The sequence below is a fragment of the Streptomyces sp. NBC_00096 genome (genome assembly GCF_045041305.1).
Taxonomy (GTDB): Bacteria; Actinomycetota; Actinomycetes; order Streptomycetales; family Streptomycetaceae; genus Streptomyces.
The window spans coordinates 2,881,142-2,903,610 of the sequence record NZ_CP108221.1; the positions used below are offsets into that span (position 1 = coordinate 2,881,142).

Here is a 22,469-nt window from a genome sequence, read left to right on the forward strand (position 1 = left end):
GAATCGGGGAACCGGAGAATCGGGGAATCGGCGGGCGGCTCTCAGGCCGGGAACTTGCGGTCCACCCACCGGAAGGTGAACTCGATCAGGACGGCCGCCACGGCGGCGATGCCCACCGCCGTCCACGGCATCACGGCCCCCTCCAGCTTGAGCTGGAAGAACTCCTGCAGCCAGGGCACGACGAGGACGATCAGGAAGGCTCCGCCCATCGCGCCGACCAGGCCGACCCGCCACCAGGTGTACGGGCGGGCGATGATCGCCAGCACCCACATCGAGGTCAGGAACAGCGCCAGCGTCGCGGCGCTGGTCTCGGCCTTGAGGGCGTCGGGGCCGGTGTAGTGGTGGCGGGCGATCACGTACGTCACGAAGGTGGCGACGGCGGCGATGACCCCGCCCGGGATGGCGTACCGCATCACGCGTTTCACGAAGTGCGGCCTGGCCCGCTCCTTGTTGGGGGCCAGGGCCAGGAAGAAGGCCGGGATGCCGATGGTCAGCGTGGACAGCAGCGTCAGGTGGCGCGGCAGGAACGGGTACTCGACCTGCGAGCAGACCACCAGGATGGCCAGCAGCACCGAGTAGACCGTCTTCGTGAGGAAGAGGGTGGCGACGCGGGTGATGTTGCCGATGACCCGGCGGCCCTCGGCGACCACCGAGGGCAGGGTGGAGAAGCTGTTGTTCAGGAGCACGATCTGGGCGACGGCGCGGGTGGCCTCCGAGCCCGAGCCCATCGAGACGCCGATGTCGGCGTCCTTGAGCGCGAGCACGTCGTTGACCCCGTCGCCGGTCATCGCGACCGTGTGTCCCCTGGACTGGAGGGCGGCGACCATGTCGCGCTTCTGCTGCGGGGTGACGCGCCCGAAGACGGCGTTCCCGTCGAGGACCTCCGCCATCTCGTCCCGGTCGGTGGGCAGCGTCCGCGCGTCGACGGTGTTCTCCGCGCCGGGCAGGCCCAGCTTGCCGGCGACCGCGCCGACCGAGACCGCGTTGTCGCCGGAAATGACCTTGGCCTTGACGTTCTGGTCCTCGAAGTAGCGCAGGGTGTCGGCGGCGTCGGGGCGCAGCCGCTGCTCCAGGACGATCAGGGCGGTGGGCCTGACCCCGGTGGCCACGGCCGGGTCGTCGAGTTCGCGGGTGGCGCGGCCGAGCAGGAGGACCCGTAGGCCCTGCTCGTTGAGCTCGTTGATCTCCTCCAGCGCCGGGTCTCCGGCCGGGAGCAGCACGTCGGGGGCCCCGAGGAGCCAGGTGTTGTTCTCGCCGTCGCCCTCGCTGAAGCTGGCGCCGCTGTACTTGCGGGCGGAGGAGAAGGGCAGGGACTCGGTGCAGCGCCACTCGGCGCTGTCCGGGTAGGCGTCGATGATCGCCTGGAGGCTGGCGTTGGGGCGCGGGTCGCTCTCACCGAGCGCGCCGAGCACCTTCTTGACGTACGGGGCGTCCGCGCCGCCGAGCGGGCGGCACTCGGTGACGTCCATGCCGCCTTCGGTGAGGGTGCCGGTCTTGTCGAGGCAGACGACGTCGACGCGGGCGAGGCCCTCGATGGCGGGGAGTTCCTGGACCAGGCACTGCTTGCGGCCGAGCCGGATGACTCCGATGGCGAAGGCGACGGAGGTGAGCAGGACGAGGCCCTCGGGGATCATCGGGACGATGCCGCCGACGGTGCGGGCGATGGCCTCCTTGAGGTTGTTGTCCTTGACGATCAGCTGGCTGATGATCAGGCCGATGGAGGTCGGGATCATCATCCAGGTGACGTACTTGAGGATGGTGGAGATGCCGGTGCGCAGCTCGGAGTGGACGAGCGTGAAGCGGGAGGCCTCTTCGGCCAGCTGGGCGGCGTAGGCCTCGCGGCCGACCTTGGTGGCGGTGAAGGCGCCGCCGCCGGCGACGACGAACGAGCCGGACATGACCGGGTCGCCGGGCTTCTTCAGGACGGGGTCGGCCTCGCCGGTCAGGAGGGACTCGTCGATCTCCAGGCCCTCGGCCTCGCCGACGAGTCCGTCGACGACGACCTTGTCGCCGGGGCCGAGCTCGATGACGTCGTCGAGGACGATCTCGGAGGTGGAGATCTCGGCGGTGCGGCCGTCGCGGCGGACGCTGGGTTTGGCCTCGCCGATGACGGCTAGGCCGTCGAGGGTCTTCTTGGCGCGCATCTCCTGGATGATGCCGATGCCGGTGTTCGCGATGATCACGAAGCCGAAGAGGCTGTCCTGGATCGGCGCGACGAAGAGCATGATCACCCACAGGACGCCGATGATGGCGTTGAAGCGGGTGAAGACGTTGGCGCGGACGATCTCGGCCGTGGAACGGCTGCTGCGGACGGGGACGTCGTTGACGGCTCCGCGGGCGACGCGTTCGGCGACTTCGGCGGTGGTCAGACCGGCGGGCTTGAATCGGGGCGCGGGCGGCTTGCACGGGTGCACCGGGTCGAGTTCCGAGCCCGCGTCGATGGCGAGCCCGGCGGCCGCTCCGCCGGCACCGCCCGGCTCCGGTCCGTCTGCTTCGATCCTCGCCCGCTGCGTCATGCTTTTGACGGTAAAGGGCGATTCAACGGTTCACCCGCCGAGAAGTCCGAAGATCCGACTTCGGGATGAGCAGAATCCTCCGCTGGTAGCCCTTACGGGCGGTGCCGCGACCGGCGAGCCCGGCCGGAACCAGCCCCGCCGGCGTCTGACCTACCAGAACCAGCCCCGCCGGCGTTTGAGGCGCGGGGGTCCGGGGGCGGAGCCCCCGGCAACGGCGCCGCACCTACCGGGCACGGCCGGCCGGCTCCCCGCGCCCGCCCGAGGGGGGGCCGGCCTTGGCGGGAGGGGGCTAGCCCGGCTGGGGAGTCCCGCCCGGCCGGTCGGAGTCGCTCCGCGCGGCCGGCGCAGCCGCATCCGCGTGGCGCTTGAGGGCCGCGTCGCGGCCGCGGACGTACCAGAGGCCGATCAGGCCGAGGAACCCGCCGACCGCGCAGGTCCAGACCCACCACAGCATCCCCCGGTCCGCGAACCACCCGTAGAAGGGGAGCTGGAAGAGGAAGAGGGCGAACCACAGGATCGTCCCGCCCATGACGGTCCCGACGATCGGACCCTCGAGGGGCTCGGGGGCCTCGTGCTGCGCAGTCCATTTCGCCATGGGGCCAAGTCTAGGCCGGTCGGCGCAGGGTCTACGCGCGGAGATAGACGCCCCTTCGTTCATGTGTTCATACTGAAACGGTTTGGGCTTGGCCCGTTTTCGCCGTATGAACGACCAATGAGGACCAGGACCCCATGAGCACGTCGGCCCCCACGTCGGCCCCCACTTCTTCCGTGGACCGCTATTTCAAGATCTCCGAGCGTGGCTCGACGATCGGCCGCGAGGTCCGCGGCGGCTTCGCCACCTTCTTCGCGATGGCCTACATCATCGTGCTGAACCCGATCATCCTGGGCAGCGCGAAGGACATGTACGGGCATCAGCTCGACGGCGGACAGCTGGTCACCGCCACCGTCCTGACCGCGGCCTTCACCACCCTCCTCATGGGTGTGATCGGCAACGTCCCGATCGCGCTCGCGGCCGGCCTCGGCGTCAACACGGTCGTCGCCCTCCAGCTCGCCCCGCGGATGAGCTGGCCCGATGCCATGGGCATGGTGGTCCTGGCCGGCTTCGTGGTGATGCTGCTGGTCGCGACCGGCCTGCGCGAGCGGGTCATGAACGCCGTCCCGCTCGGCCTGCGCAAGGGCATCGCGATCGGCATCGGCCTGTTCATCATGCTGATCGGCCTGGTCGACTCGGGCTTCGTCACCCGCATGCCGGACCTCGCGCACACCACGGTCCCGCTCCAGCTCGGCACCAACGGCCACCTGCACGGCTGGCCCGTCCTGATCTTCGTGATCGGCGTGCTGCTCACGCTGACCCTCATCATCCGCAAGACGCCCGGCGCGATCCTGATCTCCATCGTGGCCATGACCGTCGCCGCGCTCGCCGTCCAGCTGATCACCAAGCTCCCGGACGCGGCCTGGGGCCTGACGGTCCCGGAGTGGCCGGGCAACCCGGTGGCCGCGCCCGACTTCGGGCTCGTCGGTCAGGTCAGCCCGTTCGGCGGCTTCGGCAAGGTCGGCGTGCTGACCGGGGTCCTCTTCGTCTTCACGGTGCTGCTGTCCTGCTTCTTCGACGCCATGGGGACCATCCTGGGCGTCGGCGACGAGGCGAAGCTGACGCGCCCGGACGGCTCCTTCCCCGGCATCAACCGGGTGCTGTTCGTCGACGGCCTGGCCGTCGCCGCGGGCGGAGCCTCCTCCTCCTCGGCCACCACCTGCTTCGTGGAGTCCACGGCCGGCGTCGGCGAGGGCGCCCGTACGGGCCTGGCGAACATCGTGACCGGCGGTCTCTTCACCGTGTCGCTGTTCCTCACCCCGCTCGCCACGATGGTCCCCTCGCAGGCCGCCACCCCCGCGCTCATCGCGGTCGGCTTCCTGATCCTGGCGGGCTCGGTCAGGGACATCGACTGGAGCGACTTCACCATCGCCGTCCCGGCCTTCCTGGCCATGGTGATGATGCCCTTCACGTACTCGATCACCAACGGCATCGGCATCGGCTTCGTGGCCTTCTCCGTACTGCGGCTGGCGACCGGCCGGGGCCGCGAGGTCCCGGTGGCCATGTACGTCGTCTCGGCGGTGTTCGTCTTCTACTACGCGATGCCGGCCCTGGGCCTCACGTAACCCGAACGGCACTGTCCCCGAACGGCACTGTGCCCGAACGGCACTGCGCCCGAACGGCACTGCGCCCGAACGGCACTGCGCCCGAACGGCCCTGTCCCCGAACGGCCCTGTCCCCGAACGGCACTGTGCCCGGCACCGGTGACGACCGGTGCCCGGAGGAGCCGGGCTCACGTGAGCCCGTAGAACTTCTCCGTCTCGTCGACGGCCGCCTTGAAGCGTTCGTCGAAATCGTCGCGAATGAGCGTCCGGACCACATAGTCCTGGACGCTCATTCCGCGTTTGGCGGCATGAGTCCGGAGCCTGTCGAGGAGCTCCCCGTCTATGCGCATGCTCAGCACATGTGTCCCCATGCCGAAAGAGTCGGGGCACAGGGCATGGACGCGTGTCACTTTCCGGAGCCGACTCACCCGTACGAGTGACACCAGATAACCGGTGTTCCTTAGGTAGAGTAATGAGTTACTCTAAAGACATGCATGACCTTTCCCATGGCGACGACGCCGCCGCCGTGAACGATCTCCGCTCTGCCGTCATGCGGCTGGGCCGGCGCCTCAAGCACCAGCGCGTCGACGAGTCACTGAGCCCGACCGAGATGTCGGTGCTCGGCACCCTCGCCCGCTGCGGCCAGGCCACCCCGGGTGAGCTGGCCCGACGCGAGCACGTGCAGCCACCGTCGATGACGCGCATCGTCGCGTTGCTGGAAGCCAAGGGACTGGTCACGCTGGAACCGCACCCCGACGACCGCCGCCAGAAGGTGGTCCGCCAGACGGAGGAGGCCGAGGCGATGCTCGAAGAGAGCCGTCGCAAGCGCAACGCCTTCCTGGCCGGGCTCGCGGCCGGGCTGACCGAGGACGAATGGGCCAAGCTCCGCGAAGCGGCGCCCGTCCTGGACAAGCTCGCGCACCTGTAGGAACGACGCCAGGAGGCGACCCTTTTGAGTACGGGACCCGGAGCAGACTCCGCCCCCGGCCACATATCCACCACTACGCGCGCCGCAGGGCGCGCCCCGGGCAAGAACTCGATGTTCAGCTCGCTGAGGATCCGCAACTACCGGCTCTTCGCGACCGGCCAGGTCGTTTCGAACACCGGCACCTGGATGCAGCGCATCGCCCAGGACTGGCTGGTCCTCTCCCTGACCGGCTCCGCCTCGGCGGTCGGCATCACCATCGCGCTGCAGTTCCTGCCGATGCTGATGTTCGGCCTCTACGGAGGCGTACTCGCCGACCGGCTCCCCAAGCGGCCGCTGCTGCTCTGCACGCAGGCCGCGATGGGACTGACCGGTATCGCGCTCGCCGTCCTCACCCTCGCCGGACACGTCCAGGTCTGGCACGTCTACCTCGCCGCCTTCCTGCTCGGCCTGGTCACCGTCGTGGACAACCCGGCCCGCCAGACCTTCGTCTCCGAGATGGTCGGCAAGGACCAGGTGGCCAACGCCGTCAGCCTGAATTCGGCCAACTTCCAGTCCGCGCGGCTTGTCGGCCCGGCCATCGCCGGTGTCCTCATCACCGCCGTCGGCTCCGGCTGGGCCTTCCTGCTCAACGGCCTCTCCTTCGCGGCCCCGATCATCGGCCTGCTGCTGATGCGGACCAAGGAGCTGCACCAGGTCGAGGTACAGCCGCGCGCCAAGGGCCAGCTGCGGGAAGGCCTGCGGTACGTCGCCGGGCGGCCCGAACTGATCTGGCCGATCGTGCTCGTCGGCTTCATCGGCACCTTCGGCTTCAACTTCCCGATCTGGCTGTCGGCGTTCGTCAGCAAGGTCTTCCACGGGGACGCCGGCACCTACGGCCTGTTCAACACGCTCATCGCGGCGGGCTCCCTGGTGGGCGCACTGCTGGCGGCCCGGCGGGGTCTGTCCCGCCTGCGGCTGCTGGTCGCGGCGGCGGTGCTCTTCTCCGTGCTCCTGCTGGTGACGGCCTTCGCACCCGGATTCTGGCTGTTCGCGGCGCTGCTCGTGCCGATCGGGATCTTCGGGCTGACGGTGAACGTCACCGCCAACTCCAGCGTGCAGATGGCCACGGACCCGGAGATGCGGGGCCGGGTGATGGCCCTGTTCATGATGGTCTTCACCGGCGGCACGCCCTTCGGCGCTCCGCTGGTCGGGTGGGTCACGGACACGTACGGCGCGCGCGTCGGCATGGCCGCGGGTGGCGCGGTGTCGCTGGCCGCTGCGGTGGCCATCGGCCTCGTCCTCTCCCGCGTCGGCAACCTCCGCCTGAGCGTGAACCGCCACGGCGTGACGTTCGTCCCGGCGGACCGCGGCCGCCAGCTGGTCACGGCGGCGTAGGCGGTCGTTTTCAGCCCCTCCGGCGTTCGGGGAGCGGGGGTCCGGGGGCTGGCCCCCGGCGACGGCGCCGCACGGAGCCCGGCTCGCTAGGCTCGTGGCATGAGACTGTTCGCAGCCGTCCTGCCGCCCGAGGCGGCCGTCGCCGAACTGGCCGAAGCCGTGCGACCCCTGCACGACGAGACCCTCCGCTGGACCGCGGAAGCGGGCTGGCACTTCACGCTCGCCTTCATGGGCGAGGTCTCCGAGGACCTCCTCCCCGAACTGCACACCCGCCTGGCCCGCGCCGCCGCCCGCACCGCACCCTTCCCGCTCCGGATCCACGGCTCCGGCCACTTCGGCCACCGCTCGCTGTGGGCCGGCGCCGCCGGAGACCTCGACACCCTGCGGATGCTCGCCGAGCGGGCCGACGCCGCCGCACGGCGCTCCGGGGTGCCGATGGACCAGCACCACCGGTACACCCCGCACCTCACCCTGGGCCGGCTGCGCCACGAGTCCGACGACGTGCGCCCCTACTCCCGGGCGCTGGCCACCTTCGAGGGCACCGCCTGGCGGGTCGCCCGGCTGAGCCTGGTCCGCAGCAACCTGCCCAGCGGCGGCGTCCCCGGCGAGCGGCCCCGCTACGAGGTCGTCGGCGCCTGGGAACTGGGAGAGCCCGACCCTCCGTACGAAGGGCGGGCCCGGTCGCGTTAGTCTCGACGGGTGGATCCCAAGACCAGAAACCGCGTCATGGCGGGTGTGCTCGTGCTGATGTTCGTCGTCGTCGCCGTGGCCGCCGCCGTCGGACAGTAGCCGCGACGGCTACCAGGCGAACGCCTCCGGAGCCGGCCCCGGCCCCGGGAAGACCTCGTCCAGCCCGTCGAGCACCTCCTGCGACAGCTCCAGCTCCACCGCCCGAAGCGCGGACGCGAGCTGCTCCGGCGTACGCGGCCCGACGATGGGGCCCGTGACCCCGGGTCGCGTCAGCAGCCAGGCCAGGGCGACCTCGCCGGGCTCCAGGCCGTGCTTGTCCAGCAGGTCCTCGTACGCCTGCACCTGCGCCCGTACGGAACTGTTCGCGAGCGCGTCCGCCGAGCGGCCCGTGGCCGTCCGCCCGGACTCCGCCGCCTTGCGGATGGCCCCGCCCAGCAGCCCGCCGTGCAGCGGGGACCACGGGATGACGCCGAGCCCGTACGCCTCCGCGGCCGGGATGATCTCCAGCTCCGCCCGCCGCTCGGCGAGGTTGTAGAGGCACTGCTCGCTCACGAGGCCGAGCCGCCCGGAGCGCGCGGCGGCCTCGTTGGCCTGGGCGATCTTCCAGCCGGGGAAGTTCGAGGACCCGGCGTAGAGGATCTTGCCCTGCTGGATCAGGACCTCCACGGCCTGCCAGATCTCCTCGAAGGGCGTCAGCCGGTCCACGTGGTGGAACTGGTAGACGTCGATGTGATCGGTGTTCAGGCGCTTGAGGCTGGCGTCCACCGCCCGGCGGATGTTCAGCGCCGAGAGGCGGTCGTAGTTGGGCCACGGGTCGCCCTCGGCGGCCATGTTCCCGTAGACCTTGGTGGCGAGGACCGTCTTCTCGCGGCGGCCGCCGCCCTGGCCGAACCAGGTGCCGATGATCTCCTCGGTGCGGCCCTTGTTGTCGCCCCATCCGTAGACGTTGGCGGTGTCGAAGTAGTTGATGCCTGCCTCGAGGGCCGTGTCCATGATGGCGTGGCTTTCCGGCTCCCCGGTCTGGGGGCCGAAGTTCATGGTGCCGAGAACAAGTCGGCTGACCTTGAGACCGGTGCGTCCGAGCTGCGTGTACTCCATGGGCCACTAGCCAACTGCCTGGAGTGCGCTCGAAGCAAGACCCGTCCGTGAAGGGCGTGTTACGCGTCGCGCCGGGGCTCGTACGGTCCGCCGATGCCCCACGCCTGGTGCAGGACCGCCGCGAACTCCCCCGCCAGCCGGTGTTCGCCCGAGGCGTTGGGGTGGGTCCCGTCGTAGGTGTCGTGGTGGATCTCGTACGCGTCCGGGCGCGCGGCCAGCAGGATCGGCGAGGCGGGGGTCGACAGATCGGCCACGGCCTTCGCGAGCAGCTCGTTGAAGAGCTCGACCTGCGCCGCGAAGGGCGCGTCGTCCTGGGCCCGGACGTTGGGTATGACGGGCAGCAGCACCATCCGGATCGCGGGCCGGGCGGCGCGGGCCTCCGCGATGAACCGGCGGACGTTGCCGGCGGTGCCCTCGGCGTCGGTGTAGAACCCGAGGTCGATCAGCCCGAGGGAGACGAGCAGCACGTCGGCCCGCCCGGCCCGCGCGGCGGGCCCCACGAGCGGCGCCATGTGCAGCCACCCCTCACCCCACCCGGCCAGGTGCCGGCGGGCACCGGCGGGAAACCCGGGGTCGGCGTACTCGTGACTGGTGGGCGCGTCGGCGAAGGCATCGTAGAGCTCACTGCGCGGGCCGACGATCTCGAAGGCGTCGGCCATGGTGGAGCTGAGGTGCTGCCACATCCGGTAGCGCCAGGTCCAGTCGCCGGCGCGTCCGATGGTCATGGAATCCCCGACGAACATGAAACGCATCCGGTCATCTTCGCGGATCACGCGACCGCAGCCCCTGTGATGCCGGACACGCGGGGCGGGCTGGCAGGGTAGGGGGATGCGCCCGCACCTGCTGCCGTCGACCGCCGCCCGCGCCACCGCCCTCGGTGCCGCCGCCCTCGGCGCCCTCGCCCTCCTCGTGCTGCCGCCCGCGGCGGCGGTCGCCTCGTCGGGGGCGTCCGGGTTCACGATCAGCGATCCGCGGATCAAGGAGTCGAGCGGGCTCGCGGCCAGCCGGGTCCACCCGGGGGTGTACTGGACCCACAACGACAGCGACGACGGGCCGTACGTGTACGCCGTGGACTCGGCGACCGGGAAGACCGTCGCCCGGATCACGATGACGGGCGTCGGCAAGCCGCGGGACATCGAGGCGATCTCGCTGGGGCCGGACGGACAGCTGTACGTCGGCGACATCGGGGACAACCTGAACGGCTCCTGGGACCACGTGTGGATCTACCGGTTCCCCGAACCGAAGACGCTCGGGGACGCCACCGTCAAGGCCGAGCAGTTCACCGTGAAGTACGCGGACGGGCCGCGGAACGCGGAGGCGCTGATGGTGCACCCCGTGACGGGGCGGGTGTACATCGCGAGCAAGGACGAGCGGGCGGGCGGGCTCTACGAGGGTCCGGCCGGGCCGCTGTCCACGACCGGCACGAACACCTTCCGGCGGATCGGGGACGTCCCGTGGGTCACCGACGGAGCGTTCTCCCCGGACGGGGGGCGGCTCGCGCTGCGGGGGTACCTGTGGGCGAAGACGTACCCGTGGAAGGACGGGCGGGTGGCCGGGGACGGGGAGTCGGTGGCCGCGCCGTGGCAGGGCCAGGCGGAGTCCGTGACGTACTCGGCGGACGGGTCGGCGCTGATGATGGGCGCGGAGGGGCTCAACAGCCGGGTCGTCGCCGTTCCGGTCGGCCCGGCGGCGTCCCCTGCGGGGGCCTCGCCGGGGGCCTCGCCGGGGGCCTCGCCCGCGGCGGGGTCCCCTCCTGCGGGGGACCCGCCCGCGGCCGGGGACCGGAGCTTCACCAAGGGTGCGGTCGTCCTGGTGGTGGCCCTGGCCCTCACGCTGGCCGCGAAGCGCATGCTCCGCCGCCGCCCGGCCAAGCAGTAACCCCGGCTCCGCCGCAGTCACCGCTGCGCGGGGCGGAGTCCCCGCCGCGCACGCACCGGTGCGCGGAGCGGAGTCCCCTACCCGCCCTTCGCCCGTTCCCCGGGCTGCGCCCGGACCCCCCTGGGGCTCCGCCCCAGACCCCGCTCCTCAAACGCCGGAGGGGCTGGAATTGCCGCTGCGCGGCAACCCAGCCCCCTCGCGGCGCATTGCGCTGCGCGCACGTGCGGGCGACGCCGACCAAAATCCAGCCCCGCCGGCGTTTGAGGCGATCTTTCAGCCCCGCCGGCGATTGAGGCGCGGGGGCCGGGGGCTGGTCCCCGGGAGCGGTGCCGCGCGCTCGCTCATGCCTCCTGGATCGGGATCTGGTGGGGTACCGCCTGCGCAGGCGGTTCGGGGGTCGGGGGCTGCGCCGGGGGCGGGGACATCGAGGACAGGAGCTGGCGGGCCAGGCCGAGGCCCGTGCCGCCCATCGTCAGGGCCTTCGCGAACATCTCCGACATGCCCTCCGCCCCGTTGAGGAGGACCATGTGCTCGACGTTGCCGAAGGCACCCGCACCGGCCTCCACGATCGCCGGCCAGTTCTCGGCGAGTTGCTGCGCGACCACCGCCTCCTGGTTCTCCGCCAGCGCGGCGGCCCGCGCCTTGATGGCCTCCGCCTCCGCGAGGCCGAAGGCCTTCGCCCACGCCGCCTCCGCGAGGCCCCGCGCCTCGGTGGCCGCCGCTTCCGCCTCACCCGTGGCCCGGGTCGCCTTCGCCGCCGCCAGCGCGCGGGCCTCCGTGGCCGCCGCGTCCGCGGTCGCCGCCAGCTCGGTCTCCTTCGCCTTGGCCTGCGCCGCCGAGATGCGGGCGTCGCGGTCCGCCTCGGCCCGGGTACGGGTCTCGTACGCCGCCGCGTCCGCCGGCTTGCGCACGTCCGCCTGCAGCTGCTGCTCGCGCCGGTCCGCCTCCAGCTCCGCGACCCGCGTCTCCTGGACCACGACCTCCTGCCGGGCCGCCGCCTCCGACAGCGGGCCCGCCTGCCGGGCCGTCGCGGCCGCCTTGTCGCGTTCGGCCTGGTAGCCCGCCTGGAGGATCTCGCTGTCCCGCGTCGCCTCCGACATCCGGGCGAAGGCGGCCTGTTCGGCCTCGGTCGCCAGCAGGTTCGCGGCCGCCTGCGCGATCCGCGCGTCCCGCTGCACCGCGGCCGCGTGCGGCATCGCCAGGTTCTTGATGTAGCCCGTCGGGTCCTCGATCTCGTGGATCTGGAGCGAGTCCACGATCAGCCCGAGCTTCTCCATCTCCGTACCGCACGCCGCCCGGGTCTGCCCGGTCAGCTTCTCCCGGTCGCGGATCATGTCCTCGACCGTCAGCCCGCCCACGATGGAGCGCAGGTGACCGGCGAAGACGATGTGCACCCGCTCCGGCATCATCTTCTGCTGGTCCAGGAACCGCCGGGCGGCGTTGGCGATGGACACGAAGTCGTCGCCGATCTTGAAGATCACCACGCCCTTGACCCGCAGCGGGATGCCCTGGTGGGTCACGCAGTCCACGTTCAGCTGGGTCTCGTTGAGGTCCAGCGACAGTTTCCGCACGGCCTGCACCCCGGGCACCACGAGCGTGCCGCGTCCGGTGACGATCCGGAAGCCCATGCCCTCCGCGATCCCCTCGGTCTTGTGCGCGGAGCCGGAGATGACCAGGGCCTCGTTGGGCTCGGCCACCCGCCACATCAGTTTGAACAGGCCGACCGCGGCCAGGACGGCGCCCACGATGAGGCCCGCCAATACGCCGATGGACATCGGCAACTCCCCCTCTTCCACGGCGGCGTCCGCCACCGAGAAGGCGAGTGTGCATCCGCGTCAAAGCGGCGTGAAGACGGGGGCCGATTCTTGTCGCCATCTTGATACGCAGAGGCCGTCCGGACGGCCCGACGCCTGGTCAGTCCCCGTACGCCGCCATCACGTACACCGTGCGCGGCGGCAGGTACTCGACCACCGTCACCACCGTCCCGACGGCCAGCCGGCCCGTTCCCGGCGCCGGGTACGCGAGGAAGTGCTCGGCCCCGCCCCGGATCCGCACGATGACCTCGCCGACCAGCCCCGGCCCGACCGTCCCGGTGACCCGGCCGTCCAGTCCCACCATGTCCGATTCCCCCATGGGCCGAGGGTACGCGGCTACAAGCGCGGAGGGTCCTCGTCCAGCCGGTACTCCTCGGCGTCCGCGTGGTACCCGTACAGCTCCCCGTAGCGGCCCCAGTCCGTCGCCGTCTCCAGCTGCTGTTCCAGCTGCTCGCTCGTGTAGTGGTGCGAGAGCAGGTCGCGGAAGAACCCGGCCCGCTGCGTACCGCCCCGCGAGCGCTGCAGGGTGGTGTGGATCAGGTGGACCAGCGGGACCTCCGTGGCCCCTTCCGCGAACAGTTTCTTCGACTCCTGTACGTCGGCCCCCGCGAAGGCGCTGCCGCGCGCGGTCAGCACCAGGTGCAGGTCCCGCACCTCGGCCAGGCCCAGCAGTTCCAGCCCGTCCACCAGGGGCAGTACGTCGTCCACCTCCAGGCCGAGCTCGTCGGCGAGGTCGACCAGGTCCTCGCCGTCCCCGGCGACGGTGGCGGTCGCGGTGGCGGTGGCGGTGGCCCGCTGGAGCACGATCTCGGCGAGGCCCGCCATCCCGTCGACGCTGGCCGCCGGGAGCGGGGTGTTGGCCGGGGTCCGCTTGGCGGGCGGGGCGGCTGCCGGGGTCTTGGCGGTGCGGCCGGTCATCACCGCGTACACGGCGTCCACGATGCGCTCGAACTCGGCCCCGTTGCGGTCCCGGGGGCGGGCCAGGTCCACCTCGAAGGTCTCCTTGATGGTGCCGTAGGGCCGCGAGCCCAGCACCACCACGCGGTCGGCCATCAGCACCGCCTCCTCGATGTTGTGCGTGACCAGCACCACCGCCTTGGCGGGGAAGCGGTCCGAGGCCCACAGCTCCATCAGCTCGCCGCGCAGGTTCTCGGCGGTGAGCACGTCCAGCGCGGAGAACGGCTCGTCCATCATCAGGACGTCCGGCTCCACGACGAGCGCGCGGGCGAAGCCGACGCGCTGGCGCATGCCGCCGCTGAGCTCCTTGGGGTACGCCGATTCGAAACCGTCGAGGCCGATCAGGTCGATGGCCTCCACGGCCTGGCGGGCCCGCTCCTCGCGGTCCACGCCCTTGGCCTCCAGGCCCAGCTCGACGTTCTGCTGGACCGTCAGCCAGGGCAGCAGCGCGAAGGTCTGGAAGACCATCGCCGTGCCCGGGTTGGCCCCGCGCAGCTCCTCGCCCCGGTAGGTGACCGAGCCGGAGCTGGCGGGGATCAGGCCGGCGAGGCAGCGCAGCAGGGTGGACTTGCCGCTGCCGGACTTGCCGAGGAGGGCGACGATCTCGCCCTCGCTGATCTCCAGGTCGATGCCGCCGAGGACGGGCAGCTCGCCGTCGGCGCCGGCGTAGGCCTTGGTGAGGGCGGCGGCCTGGAGGATCGTGGTCATCGGGGCGGGCTCCTCGGGTCGGGCGGCGGTACCGGGCGACGGACTCGGGCGACGGACTCGGGCAGCGGTCCCGGGCGGACGGCTAGAGGGAGTACCGGCGCTCCGCCAGCCGGTACAGGGGCCGCCAGAACAGCCGGTTGAGCCCGACGACGTACAGGCTCATGACGGCGATCCCGGCGATCAGCTTGGGGAAGTCGCCGGCCTCGGTGGCGTGGAAGATGTACGCGCCCAGGCCGGTGGCCGACAGGGTGGTGCCGGCGAAGGTGACGACCTCGCCGACGATCGAGGCGTTCCAGGCGCCGCCCGAGGCGGTGATGCCGCCGGTGACGTACGAGGGGAACACGGCCGGGACGATGAGCCGCTTCCACCGCTGGATCCCGCGGACCCCGAGGTCGTCCATGGCCTCCTTGAGGTCGGAGGGGATGGCCATGGCCCCGGCGATGGCGTTGAAGAGGATGTACCACTGCGCGCCGAGGGCCATCAGCAGGACGCAGCCGATGTTGATGTTCAGCCCGGTCCTGAGGAAGAACCAGACGGCCACGGGGAACAGGAGGTTCGCGGGGAAGCTCGCCAGCACCTGCACGATGGGCTGGGCGATCTTCGTGAGGCGGGGCGAGGAGCCGATCCACACGCCCACGGGCACCCAGACGACGGTGGCGGCGGCGACGAGGACGATCACCCGGACGAAGGTGATCAGCCCGAGCAGCAGCGGTTCGCCGAAGACTCCGAGGCCGGTCTCGCGCTGGAGGTAGCGCACCAGGTCGTAGAGGCCCCACAGGATCACGGCTCCGGCGACCACCGTGAAGACGAGGTCGCCGGTCCGGCGGCGGGCCGGGTCCACGGACAGCGCCCGGTCGTCCCGGCCCAGTACGCGGGCGGCGCGGCCGGTGGCCTCGCGGGCGGGGGCGGTGGCGCGGCCGAGGATCCGGGGCCAGTGGGAGCGGCGCAGGAAGTCCAGTACGTAGCTGCGCTGCACGTCGGTGGACTCGGACTGCTCGTTCTTGAACTTCTCCGCCCAGGCGGTGAGGGGCCGCCAGAAGAGGAAGTTGACGGTGACGATGGTGACGGTCATCGCGAGGATGACCCAGCCGACCTTGGCGAGGTCGCCCTCGCCGATCGCCGTGCCCGCGTAGGAGCCGAGACCGGGTACGGCGTAGTCGTGCCCGGAGACGGAGACCGCCTCGGAGGCCACGAGCATGAACCAGCCGCCCGCGAAGCTCATCATGCCGTTCCACACGAGGTCGATGACCCCGGCTGGGACCTCCACGCGCCAGAAGCGCATCCAGCGGGTGAAGCCGAACGAGCGGGAGACCTCGTCGAGTTCGCGGGGCATCGAGGTCAGGGTGGCGTAGAACCCGAAGGTCATGTTCCAGGCCTGGGAGGTGAAGATGGCGAAGATGACGGCGCATTCGAGGCCGAGGAGCGAGCCGGGGAACAGCGCGACGAAGAACGTGACGAGGACGGAGAGGAAGCCGAGGACGGGGACGGACTGGAGGATGTCCAGGGCCGGGATCAGCACCCGTTCCAGGCGGCGGCTGCGGGCGGCGGCGTAGGCGTAGCCGAAGGTGAAGACCACGGAGGCGATCAGCGCGATGAACATGCGCAGGACGCTGCGGGCGGCGTAGTACGGGAGCTTCGAGGGGTCCGTGTCCACGTCGGGGACGTCGGCGGGGTCGAAGTTGACGGTGGTGCCCTTGCCGACCTGGAGGAGCAGGTACCCGAGGACCAGGAAGGCGGCGGCCACGGCGAAGTCCACCCAGGACAGGCGGGTGCGGGTGGGGGCCGCCTGGCCGGTGTGCGTCGCGGGCGGGCGCGTGTCGGTGGTCATCCCGACCAGCGGATCATGCGGTGCGGCCCGCCACACCCCGGGTCACCCAACCGGGCGAAGCCCGGCCCGTGGTGGGTGCCGCTGCGCGGGGCCGGAGAATCCAGCCCCGCCGGCGATGGTCAGGAGTGGCCGAGGTCCGGGGCCAGGAGGTCCGTGCTCGGGACCGAGCCGACGTCGGGGGTCGGGCGGAGGGTGAACTCGTCCGAGGCCATCGAGTCGAGGACCGGCGGCGCCGGCCGCGGGGGCTTCGGCATGACCGCGGCCTCCGAATGGCCGCCGCAGCCGTAGGCCAGGGAGACCAGCCGGCCGTCGGCCGGTCCGAACTCGTTCGCGCAGACGCCGAACGCCTGGCCCAGCGAGCCCCCGACCGCGACGAGGAAGCCGCAGGAGACGCAGGAGGCGGGTGCGGCCTGCGCCATCGGGGTCTTCGCGCCGAAGGACTCGTCCCAGCGGTCCGCCGCGCTGTGCAGCCCGTAGCGGGAGAGCACGCGCGCCCTGCGCATGCCCAGCTCCTCCGCCACCGAGGTGATGGAGCCGCGTACCGGGACCACCGCGCGGTCGGTGACGTCGGCGTCCTCCGCCTCGACCAGTTCGGCCATCTCGGTGGACACCACCGAGTTCGGCGGCGGGGCGTCCTCGCCCGACCAGCCCGGCTCCAGGCGCAGGTCCTCGGCGTCCGTGGGGAGCAGGTCCCCGGGACCCATGTCGCCGGGCCGCAGCCGCTCGCTCCACGGAACCCATTCGGGGGCCAGCAGCGCGTCGCCGCCGGGCAGCAGCACCGTTTCGTCGAGGGTGACGTTCTTCGCGCGGGACGCGCGGGTCACCGTGACGGCCCAGCGCCAGCCCCGGTACGCGGGGTCCTTGCACTCGAAGAAGTGGGTGACGACCCGGTCACCCTCAGCGATGGCGGCGGTGTGTTCGCCGACCACACCGGGGGCGGCGGCTTCTTCGGCCGCCGCTCGGGCGAGGTCTACCGCCTCGACGCACAGGCGGTCGGGGGTACGGCTTCGCGTCGTCGCAGCACTCACAGGTCTCGTTCTCTCCTACGCCGTCTCACGAGTGCGCCGTCCGTACTTGTCGTCCACAACGACCCGTCGGCTGTCCCTACGTAGCGCGGGCGGAGCGGACCAGAGGGCCGCGTCGACGTCCGCGCCCGATCGGGTTCCAGGGCGCACCTACCTGCGATCCATTCTGCGGGATCGCGAAGAGGCGCGCGGCCAGGAGCAACCGCCGGTGGCGCGCTACGCACGCTACCTCCTCCGGCGCCTTCGGCCCACATGCAAGGTCCGATTCGCGGACAACCCCCCGACCGCCGAGGTACCCGCGACGCGCCGGGGCGGGTCCCGGGGGACCGAGTGGGGCACTATGGCCACGTGGCACCCGTACGGTCGTCCGATGACGGCTCGGGACCGGCCAGGCGGGCCGGCCGGGCCATCGGTCGTGCCCTGCACCTGCCGTTCACCGGTACGGCGCGCGGAATCCGGCGGGCCACGCACGCCCACGGGGCGGGCGAATCGGGCCTCGGCAAGCTGATCGAACTGCACGCGATCAACGGCGCCGGTGATGTGATGATCACAGTCGCGCTCGCCTCCACCGTCTTCTTCTCCGTGCCCACGGACGAGGCACGCGGACGGGTGGCCCTCTACCTCGCCATCACCATGGCCCCCTTCACCCTCCTGGCCCCGGTGATCGGCCCCCTCCTGGACCGTCTGCCGCACGGGCGGCGGGCCGCGATGGCGGGCGCGATGCTCACGCGGGCGCTGCTGGCGGTGATGATGTCGGGCGCGGTGGCCACCGGCGGCCTGGAGCTGTACCCGGCCGCGCTCGGGGTCCTCGTCGCCTCCAAGGCCTACGGCGTCGTACGCAGCGCCGTGGTCCCCAGACTCCTCCCACCGGGGTTCTCCCTCGTCAAAGCGAACTCCCGGGTCACCCTGGCCGGCCTGCTGGCCACCGGAGCGGCCGCCCCCGTGGGCGCCGGCCTGCACGCGATCGGGCCTCCGTGGCCGCTCTACGGGGCGTGCGCGATCTTCATCTGGGGCACCTGCGCGGCGTTCACGCTGCCGCACAAGGTGGACGAGGCGAAGGGCGAACGGCGCGCCCGGCTGTCCACCCACGAGGCGCACTCGAAACGCCCGGGGCTGCGGACGGTCAGCCGGCCGGTGCTGTGCGGGCTGCTGGCGAACGCGTCGATGCGCGGGCTGTCCGGGTTCCTGATCTTCTTCCTGGCGTTCCTGCTGCGCGAGCACCCCCTCGCCGGGCAGAGCGCGGCGGTGTCCCTGGGCATCGTCGGCGTGTCGGCGGGCGTCGGCAACGCCTGCGGGACCGCCGTCGGTGCCTGGCTCCGGGCCCGCGCGCCCGAGGCGATCATCGCCGCGGTCCTGTGCACCACCCTCGGGGTCGCCGTCCTCGCGGCCGTCTTCTTCAGCGGGGTCTTCATGGCCGTCCTGGGCGCGACGGCCGGCTTCTGCCAGGCCCTCGCCAAGCTCTCGCTGGACGCGATGATCCAGCGGGACGTGCCCGAGGCGGTCCGCAACTCGGCCTTCGCCCGTTCGGAGACCCTGCTCCAGGTGGCGTGGGTGCTGGGCGGCGCGATCGGCATCGCCCTCCCCCTCCACGGCGTCCTGGGCATGTCCGTGGCCGCGGCGGTGGTGGCCCTGGGCACGACGATGGCCCTGCGCGGCTTCCTGTCCTCCCCCCGGCACCACCACTCCACGTCCTCCCGGCCCCGGGTCGCGTAGCCGGCCGCTGCGCGGCGGCATCAGGGAAATCCAGCCCCGCCGGCGTTTGAGGCGCGGGGTCCGGGGCGGAGCCCCGGACAGCCCGGCGCAGCCGGGGCCGCTCGCGCCACGGCGGCGCACCCGGATCCCCTCCCCACAGCGGAAGCCACACCGTGGGACCCCGTGCAGCGGCACAGCCCACCCGCCCGATAGCCTTCGGCTCATGACCGCACCGCTTTTCTCGGGTAGGGCCCGCCGCAGCGTCGCGGCCCTCGGAGCCGTATCCGCCGGCCTCCTCCTCCTCTCCGCCTGTGACAAGCCGACGCCGCTGGCGACCGTGACGGTCGGCACCTCGTCGGTGTCCTCCGAGGCCGCCTGCCACGACGGCAAGGAACTCACGGCCGAAAAGGTCCAAACGTGCTTCACGGACCTGAAGGACGCCAAGACCATCGAGTACGGCCGGGGCGACACCCTGCGTCTCGGTGTCGAGCCCGACGTCGTCGAGGACGGCAAGAAGTGGCAGGCGGTCCTCGACGGACAGCAGATCACCGAGCCGACCAGCAACACCTACGACAGCTTCCCGGGCGCCGACCTGTTCCTCACCGGCGGCCAGGGCGAGGCACCGGCCTCGAAGAAGCTCAACATCGTCCAGGTCGACCCCGACGGCAAGCCGATCTCCGTCTGGGCCTTCACCGTCAAGCTCAAGAAGTAGTCACCTCACCACCATGCGCGCGCTCATCGTGACCGCGGTGGCGGCGGAGGCCGACTCCGTCGTCAGTGGCCTGTCCGGTCCGGCCCCTCGTCCGGAGCACACCCCCGGCCCGGACCACCTCCCCGGTCCCGAGCCGCGCACCCTCCCCGGTGGTTACCTCATCCACCACCGGGGAGCCTTCGACGTCCTCGTCGCCGGAGTCGGCCCGGCCGCCGCGGCCGCCGGGACCGCGACCGCCCTGGCGCTCGCGCCCGGCCCGGACGGCTACGGCCTCGTCGTCTCCGCCGGCATCGGCGGCGGGTTCGCGCCCGCCGCCCCGCTCGGCTCCCTCGTGGTCGCCGACGCCATCGTCGCCGCCGACCTGGGGGCCGAAACCCCGCAGGGGTTCCTGCCCGTCGCCGAGCTGGGCTTCGGCCGCAGCGTGCACCTGCCTCCCGCGGAGCTCGCCGCGCGCGCCGCCGAGGCGACCGGGGCGCTGCTCGCGCCCGTCCTGACCGTCTCCACCGTCACCGGCACCGCCGACCGCACCGCCGCCCTCGCCGCACGGCATCCGCTCGCCGGGGCCGAGGCCATGGAGGGCTTCGGGGTCGCGGAGGCCGCCGCCGCGCACGGGCTGCCCGTCCTGGAGGTCCGTGCCGTCTCCAACGCCGTGGGGCCCCGTGACCGTGCCGCCTGGCGGATCGGCGACGCGCTGGCGGCGCTGGCCGACGGCTTCCGCGCGCTGGGACCCGTACTCGACTCCTGGGAAGGCCAGTCATGAACGCCGTGAAGCCCGTGCGGATCGCGTACTCGCCCTGCCCCAACGACACCTTCGTCTTCGACGCCTGGGCCCACGGACGCGTGCCCGGCGCGCCCGGCCTCGACGTCACCTTCGCGGACATCGACATCACCAACGGCATGGCCGAGCGCGGTGAGCTGGACGTGCTGAAGGTGTCCTACGCCGTCCTGCCGTGGGTGCTGGAGGAGTACGCGCTGCTGCCCTGCGGCGGCGCGCTGGGCCGCGGCTGCGGACCGCTCGTCCTGACCCGGGAGCCCGGACTGGACCTCACCGGCAAGACGGTGGCGGTCCCGAGCGAACGCTCCACCGCCTACCTGCTGTTCCGGCTGTGGGCCGCCGACGTGCTGCCCGCGGGCGTCGGCAAGGTGGTCGTGCTGCCGTTCCACGAGATCATGCCGGCCGTGCGCGACGGCCGCGTGGACGCCGGACTGGTCATCCACGAGGCCCGGTTCACCTACCGGGACTACGGGCTGCACTGCCTGGCCGACATGGGCGAGCACTGGGAGTCCACGACCGGCCTGCCGATCCCGCTCGGCGCGATCATCGCCAAGCGCTCCCTGGGCGCGGAGGCGCTGCGCGCGCTCGCCGAGTCCGCCCGTGCCTCGGTCCGGATGGCCTGGGAGGACCCGGAGGCGTCCCGGCCCTACGTACGGGCGCACGCGCAGGAGCTGGACCCGGCCGTCGCCGACCAGCACATCGGGCTGTACGTCAACGAGTTCACCGCCGACCTCGGCGACGACGGGTACGCGGCGGTGCGCGGGCTGCTCACGCGGGCGGCCGCGGAGGGTCTTGTTCCGGCCATTGCCGCCGACGCGCTGGCCTTCCCGTAGGACATGAAGGTGCCCCGCCTCCCTCACGGGCGGCGGGGCACGGTCGTGTACGGCGGTCAGACGTCCATCTGGTCGGCCACCGCGCGGAGCATTCCGGCGATCTTCGAACCGTGCGCCCTGTCGGGGTAACGGCCCCGCTCCAGCTGCTGCGTGACGTTCTCCAGCAGGGTCGTGAGGTCCTGCACGATCGAGGCGAGCTCGTCCGGCTTGCGTCGCTGCGCGGCCGCGACGGAGGGGGCCGGATCCAGGACGATCACCGAAAGTGCCTGGTCACCGCGTTGTCCGGCGACCACGCCGAACTCGACTCGCTGGCCGGGCTTGAGCGCGTCCACCCCGGCCGGGAGCACCGACGAGTGGACGAAGACGTCGCCGCCGTCGTCGCGGGAGAGAAAGCCGAAGCCCTTCTCGCTGTTGAACCACTTGACCTTGCCGGTAGGCACGTCCGTCCTCTGTCCTTGCGCTCGTCGGGTGGGAAACGGGTCGCCGACCCGCACCTCTCAGGCTAGTAGCCAGGACCTGGGTGACAAGACGTTCCCCGGTCCTTCGCGGATGACCGCTCCGGCCAGGGAACTACCCTGGTCGGGTGACTGTTACTCCTCAGCCCGAGCACGCCGCCGACGACTCCGCCCGCCCCGGCGACGCGCTCGTCAAGGCCGGCGGCATCGTCTTCATCGCCGGCGCCGTCGCCACGCTCGCCACGATGGCCCCGCTCTTCCTCGACGTGGACCCGTTCCCTTCGTACGCGTGGGCCGTGTGCATGCTCATGGGCGTCGGCTTCGCGATCTCCGCGGCGGGCGTCCTGCGTTCGGCCGCCGCACAGCGCACGGCGGCCCGGGCCTCGCAGGCGTAGCCGCGGGCGCCACGGCTACGCGGTGCGCGTGCGGGCGTACTGCGCGAGCCAGGCCGGCAGCTCCGTGAGGTCCGCCAGGACCACGTCGGCGCCCGCCTCCCGCAGTTCCGGCTCCGGGCACGGGCCGGTCGGGACCGTCACCGACAGCGCGCCGGCCGTGCGGGCGCCCCGTACGTCGCCGACGTGGTCGCCGACGTAGACCTGCGCCGCGTACTCGCGCAGGGCGACGGCCTTGGCCTCCGCCCACAGGGAGCCGATGACCGCGTCGGGCTCGATGCCCAGGTGGTCCAGGTGCAGGCGGGCGTTGGGCTCGTGCTTGGCCGTGACGACGATCGCGCGGCCGCCGAGGGCCCGGACCGCCTCGACCGCCTCGCGGGCGCCGGGCATCGCCGGGGTCGGCTCGATGGCGTACGTGGGGTAGATCTCCCGGTAGCGGTCGGCCATGGCGGGGATCTGCGCCTCCGGGAACCAGTACGCGAGCTCCTGGTCCAGCGGCGGACCGAGGCGCGTGACGGCCTCGTCGGCGTCGATGAACGCGCCCGTCTCCGCCGAAAGCGCCCGGAAGGCGGCCCTGATGCCCGGCCGGGAGTCGATGAGGGTCATGTCGAGGTCGAATCCGACGGTCAGCTGCGTCTCGGGGCTCATGCGTCCATTG

At 72.1% G+C, this 22,469-nt stretch carries 22 protein-coding genes; 10 read left to right on the forward strand and 12 right to left on the reverse strand.

Annotation, left to right across the window (positions count from 1 at the left end; all coding sequences use genetic code 11):
* Nucleotides 1-41: 41 nt before the first annotated feature.
* Together OG904_RS12400 and OG904_RS12405 are read right to left on the reverse strand one after the other, a co-directional pair.
* Nucleotides 42-2,516: an HAD-IC family P-type ATPase gene (locus OG904_RS12400; protein ID WP_405490266.1), complete on the reverse strand. Its 2,475-nt coding sequence runs from the start codon at nt 2,514-2,516 to the stop codon at nt 42-44.
* 289 nt (nt 2,517-2,805) lie between these two features.
* On the reverse strand, nt 2,806-3,111 hold the full coding sequence (locus OG904_RS12405; protein WP_405490268.1) for a DUF2530 domain-containing protein: 306 nt from the start codon (nt 3,109-3,111) through the stop codon (nt 2,806-2,808).
* 134 nt (nt 3,112-3,245) lie between these two features.
* Here OG904_RS12405 and OG904_RS12410 point away from each other — a divergent pair, with 134 nt between their 5' ends.
* On the forward strand, nt 3,246-4,673 hold the full coding sequence (locus OG904_RS12410) for an NCS2 family permease (RefSeq protein ID WP_405490270.1): 1,428 nt from the start codon (nt 3,246-3,248) through the stop codon (nt 4,671-4,673).
* A 167-nt stretch (nt 4,674-4,840) separates the two neighbouring features.
* On the opposite strand, the gene OG904_RS12415 is transcribed toward OG904_RS12410, so the two are convergent.
* Complete coding sequence (locus tag OG904_RS12415) at nt 4,841-5,023, reverse strand: hypothetical protein (RefSeq protein ID WP_030156886.1); 183 nt, start codon at nt 5,021-5,023, stop codon at nt 4,841-4,843.
* A 119-nt stretch (nt 5,024-5,142) separates the two neighbouring features.
* Here OG904_RS12415 and OG904_RS12420 point away from each other — a divergent pair, with 119 nt between their 5' ends.
* The 3 genes from OG904_RS12420 (at nt 5,143) to thpR (ending at nt 7,644) form a co-directional block, all read left to right on the forward strand.
* Entirely contained in the window at nt 5,143-5,580 is a 438-nt protein-coding gene (locus OG904_RS12420; protein WP_328299437.1) for a MarR family transcriptional regulator, read from the forward strand.
* A gap of 24 nt (nt 5,581-5,604) precedes the next feature.
* Nucleotides 5,605-6,954: an MFS transporter gene (locus OG904_RS12425; protein ID WP_405490273.1), complete on the forward strand. Its 1,350-nt coding sequence runs from the start codon at nt 5,605-5,607 to the stop codon at nt 6,952-6,954.
* A gap of 99 nt (nt 6,955-7,053) precedes the next feature.
* Entirely contained in the window at nt 7,054-7,644 is a 591-nt protein-coding gene (thpR, locus tag OG904_RS12430) for an RNA 2',3'-cyclic phosphodiesterase (protein ID WP_405490275.1), read from the forward strand.
* Between the two features lie 108 nt (nt 7,645-7,752).
* Here the strand turns inward: thpR and OG904_RS12435 are convergent, their stop codons facing one another.
* Both OG904_RS12435 and OG904_RS12440 read right to left on the reverse strand, forming a co-directional pair.
* Nucleotides 7,753-8,742: an aldo/keto reductase gene (locus OG904_RS12435; RefSeq protein WP_405490277.1), complete on the reverse strand. Its 990-nt coding sequence runs from the start codon at nt 8,740-8,742 to the stop codon at nt 7,753-7,755.
* A gap of 59 nt (nt 8,743-8,801) precedes the next feature.
* Nucleotides 8,802-9,494, reverse strand: a complete 693-nt coding sequence (locus OG904_RS12440; RefSeq protein ID WP_405490279.1) for a GDSL-type esterase/lipase family protein — start codon at nt 9,492-9,494, stop codon at nt 8,802-8,804.
* Between the two features lie 76 nt (nt 9,495-9,570).
* Between OG904_RS12440 and OG904_RS12445 the strand changes: the two genes are divergently transcribed.
* A complete protein-coding gene (locus OG904_RS12445) occupies nt 9,571-10,620 on the forward strand; it encodes a WD40 repeat domain-containing protein (RefSeq protein ID WP_405490281.1) in 1,050 nt (349 codons plus the stop codon).
* A 341-nt stretch (nt 10,621-10,961) separates the two neighbouring features.
* On the opposite strand, the gene OG904_RS12450 is transcribed toward OG904_RS12445, so the two are convergent.
* The 5 genes from OG904_RS12450 to OG904_RS12470 all read right to left on the reverse strand — a co-directional run bounded on the left by OG904_RS12450 (nt 10,962) and on the right by OG904_RS12470 (nt 16,955).
* On the reverse strand, nt 10,962-12,401 hold the full coding sequence (locus tag OG904_RS12450) for an SPFH domain-containing protein (protein ID WP_405497962.1): 1,440 nt from the start codon (nt 12,399-12,401) through the stop codon (nt 10,962-10,964).
* A gap of 133 nt (nt 12,402-12,534) precedes the next feature.
* Nucleotides 12,535-12,753, reverse strand: coding sequence for a hypothetical protein (locus OG904_RS12455; RefSeq protein ID WP_250747465.1), 219 nt, complete (start codon nt 12,751-12,753; stop codon nt 12,535-12,537).
* 17 nt (nt 12,754-12,770) lie between these two features.
* Nucleotides 12,771-14,099, reverse strand: coding sequence for a nitrate/sulfonate/bicarbonate ABC transporter ATP-binding protein (locus OG904_RS12460; protein ID WP_405490283.1), 1,329 nt, complete (start codon nt 14,097-14,099; stop codon nt 12,771-12,773).
* Nucleotides 14,100-14,181: 82 nt separating this feature from the next.
* Complete coding sequence (locus OG904_RS12465) at nt 14,182-15,927, reverse strand: ABC transporter permease (protein WP_405490285.1); 1,746 nt, start codon at nt 15,925-15,927, stop codon at nt 14,182-14,184.
* 119 nt (nt 15,928-16,046) lie between these two features.
* Nucleotides 16,047-16,955 (reverse strand): DUF3027 domain-containing protein, encoded by a 909-nt coding sequence (locus OG904_RS12470; protein WP_405490287.1) that lies wholly within the window; start codon nt 16,953-16,955, stop codon nt 16,047-16,049.
* A gap of 327 nt (nt 16,956-17,282) precedes the next feature.
* On the opposite strand from OG904_RS12470, the gene OG904_RS12475 reads away from it, so the two are divergent.
* The 4 genes from OG904_RS12475 to OG904_RS12490 all read left to right on the forward strand — a co-directional run bounded on the left by OG904_RS12475 (nt 17,283) and on the right by OG904_RS12490 (nt 20,964).
* Entirely contained in the window at nt 17,283-18,665 is a 1,383-nt protein-coding gene (locus OG904_RS12475) for an MFS transporter (RefSeq protein ID WP_405490289.1), read from the forward strand.
* Between the two features lie 202 nt (nt 18,666-18,867).
* Nucleotides 18,868-19,356 (forward strand): DUF2771 domain-containing protein, encoded by a 489-nt coding sequence (locus tag OG904_RS12480; RefSeq protein WP_405490291.1) that lies wholly within the window; start codon nt 18,868-18,870, stop codon nt 19,354-19,356.
* Nucleotides 19,357-19,369: 13 nt separating this feature from the next.
* Nucleotides 19,370-20,116, forward strand: a complete 747-nt coding sequence (locus OG904_RS12485) for a futalosine hydrolase (protein WP_405490293.1) — start codon at nt 19,370-19,372, stop codon at nt 20,114-20,116.
* The gene (locus OG904_RS12490) at nt 20,113-20,964 is read left to right on the forward strand and encodes a 1,4-dihydroxy-6-naphthoate synthase (protein WP_405490295.1); all 852 of its coding nucleotides are present in this window, start codon (nt 20,113-20,115) and stop codon (nt 20,962-20,964) included. Before OG904_RS12485 ends, OG904_RS12490 begins: the two co-directional genes overlap by 4 nt.
* 56 nt (nt 20,965-21,020) lie before the next feature.
* Here OG904_RS12490 and OG904_RS12495 read toward each other — a convergent pair whose 3' ends face one another.
* Nucleotides 21,021-21,404, reverse strand: a complete 384-nt coding sequence (locus tag OG904_RS12495; protein WP_214954746.1) for a cold-shock protein — start codon at nt 21,402-21,404, stop codon at nt 21,021-21,023.
* Nucleotides 21,405-21,547: 143 nt separating this feature from the next.
* On the opposite strand from OG904_RS12495, the gene OG904_RS12500 reads away from it, so the two are divergent.
* Complete coding sequence (locus tag OG904_RS12500) at nt 21,548-21,814, forward strand: hypothetical protein (RefSeq protein WP_405490297.1); 267 nt, start codon at nt 21,548-21,550, stop codon at nt 21,812-21,814.
* A 15-nt stretch (nt 21,815-21,829) separates the two neighbouring features.
* On the opposite strand, the gene OG904_RS12505 is transcribed toward OG904_RS12500, so the two are convergent.
* Nucleotides 21,830-22,459 (reverse strand): HAD family hydrolase, encoded by a 630-nt coding sequence (locus OG904_RS12505; RefSeq protein WP_405490299.1) that lies wholly within the window; start codon nt 22,457-22,459, stop codon nt 21,830-21,832.
* Nucleotides 22,460-22,469 lie beyond the last annotated feature (10 nt).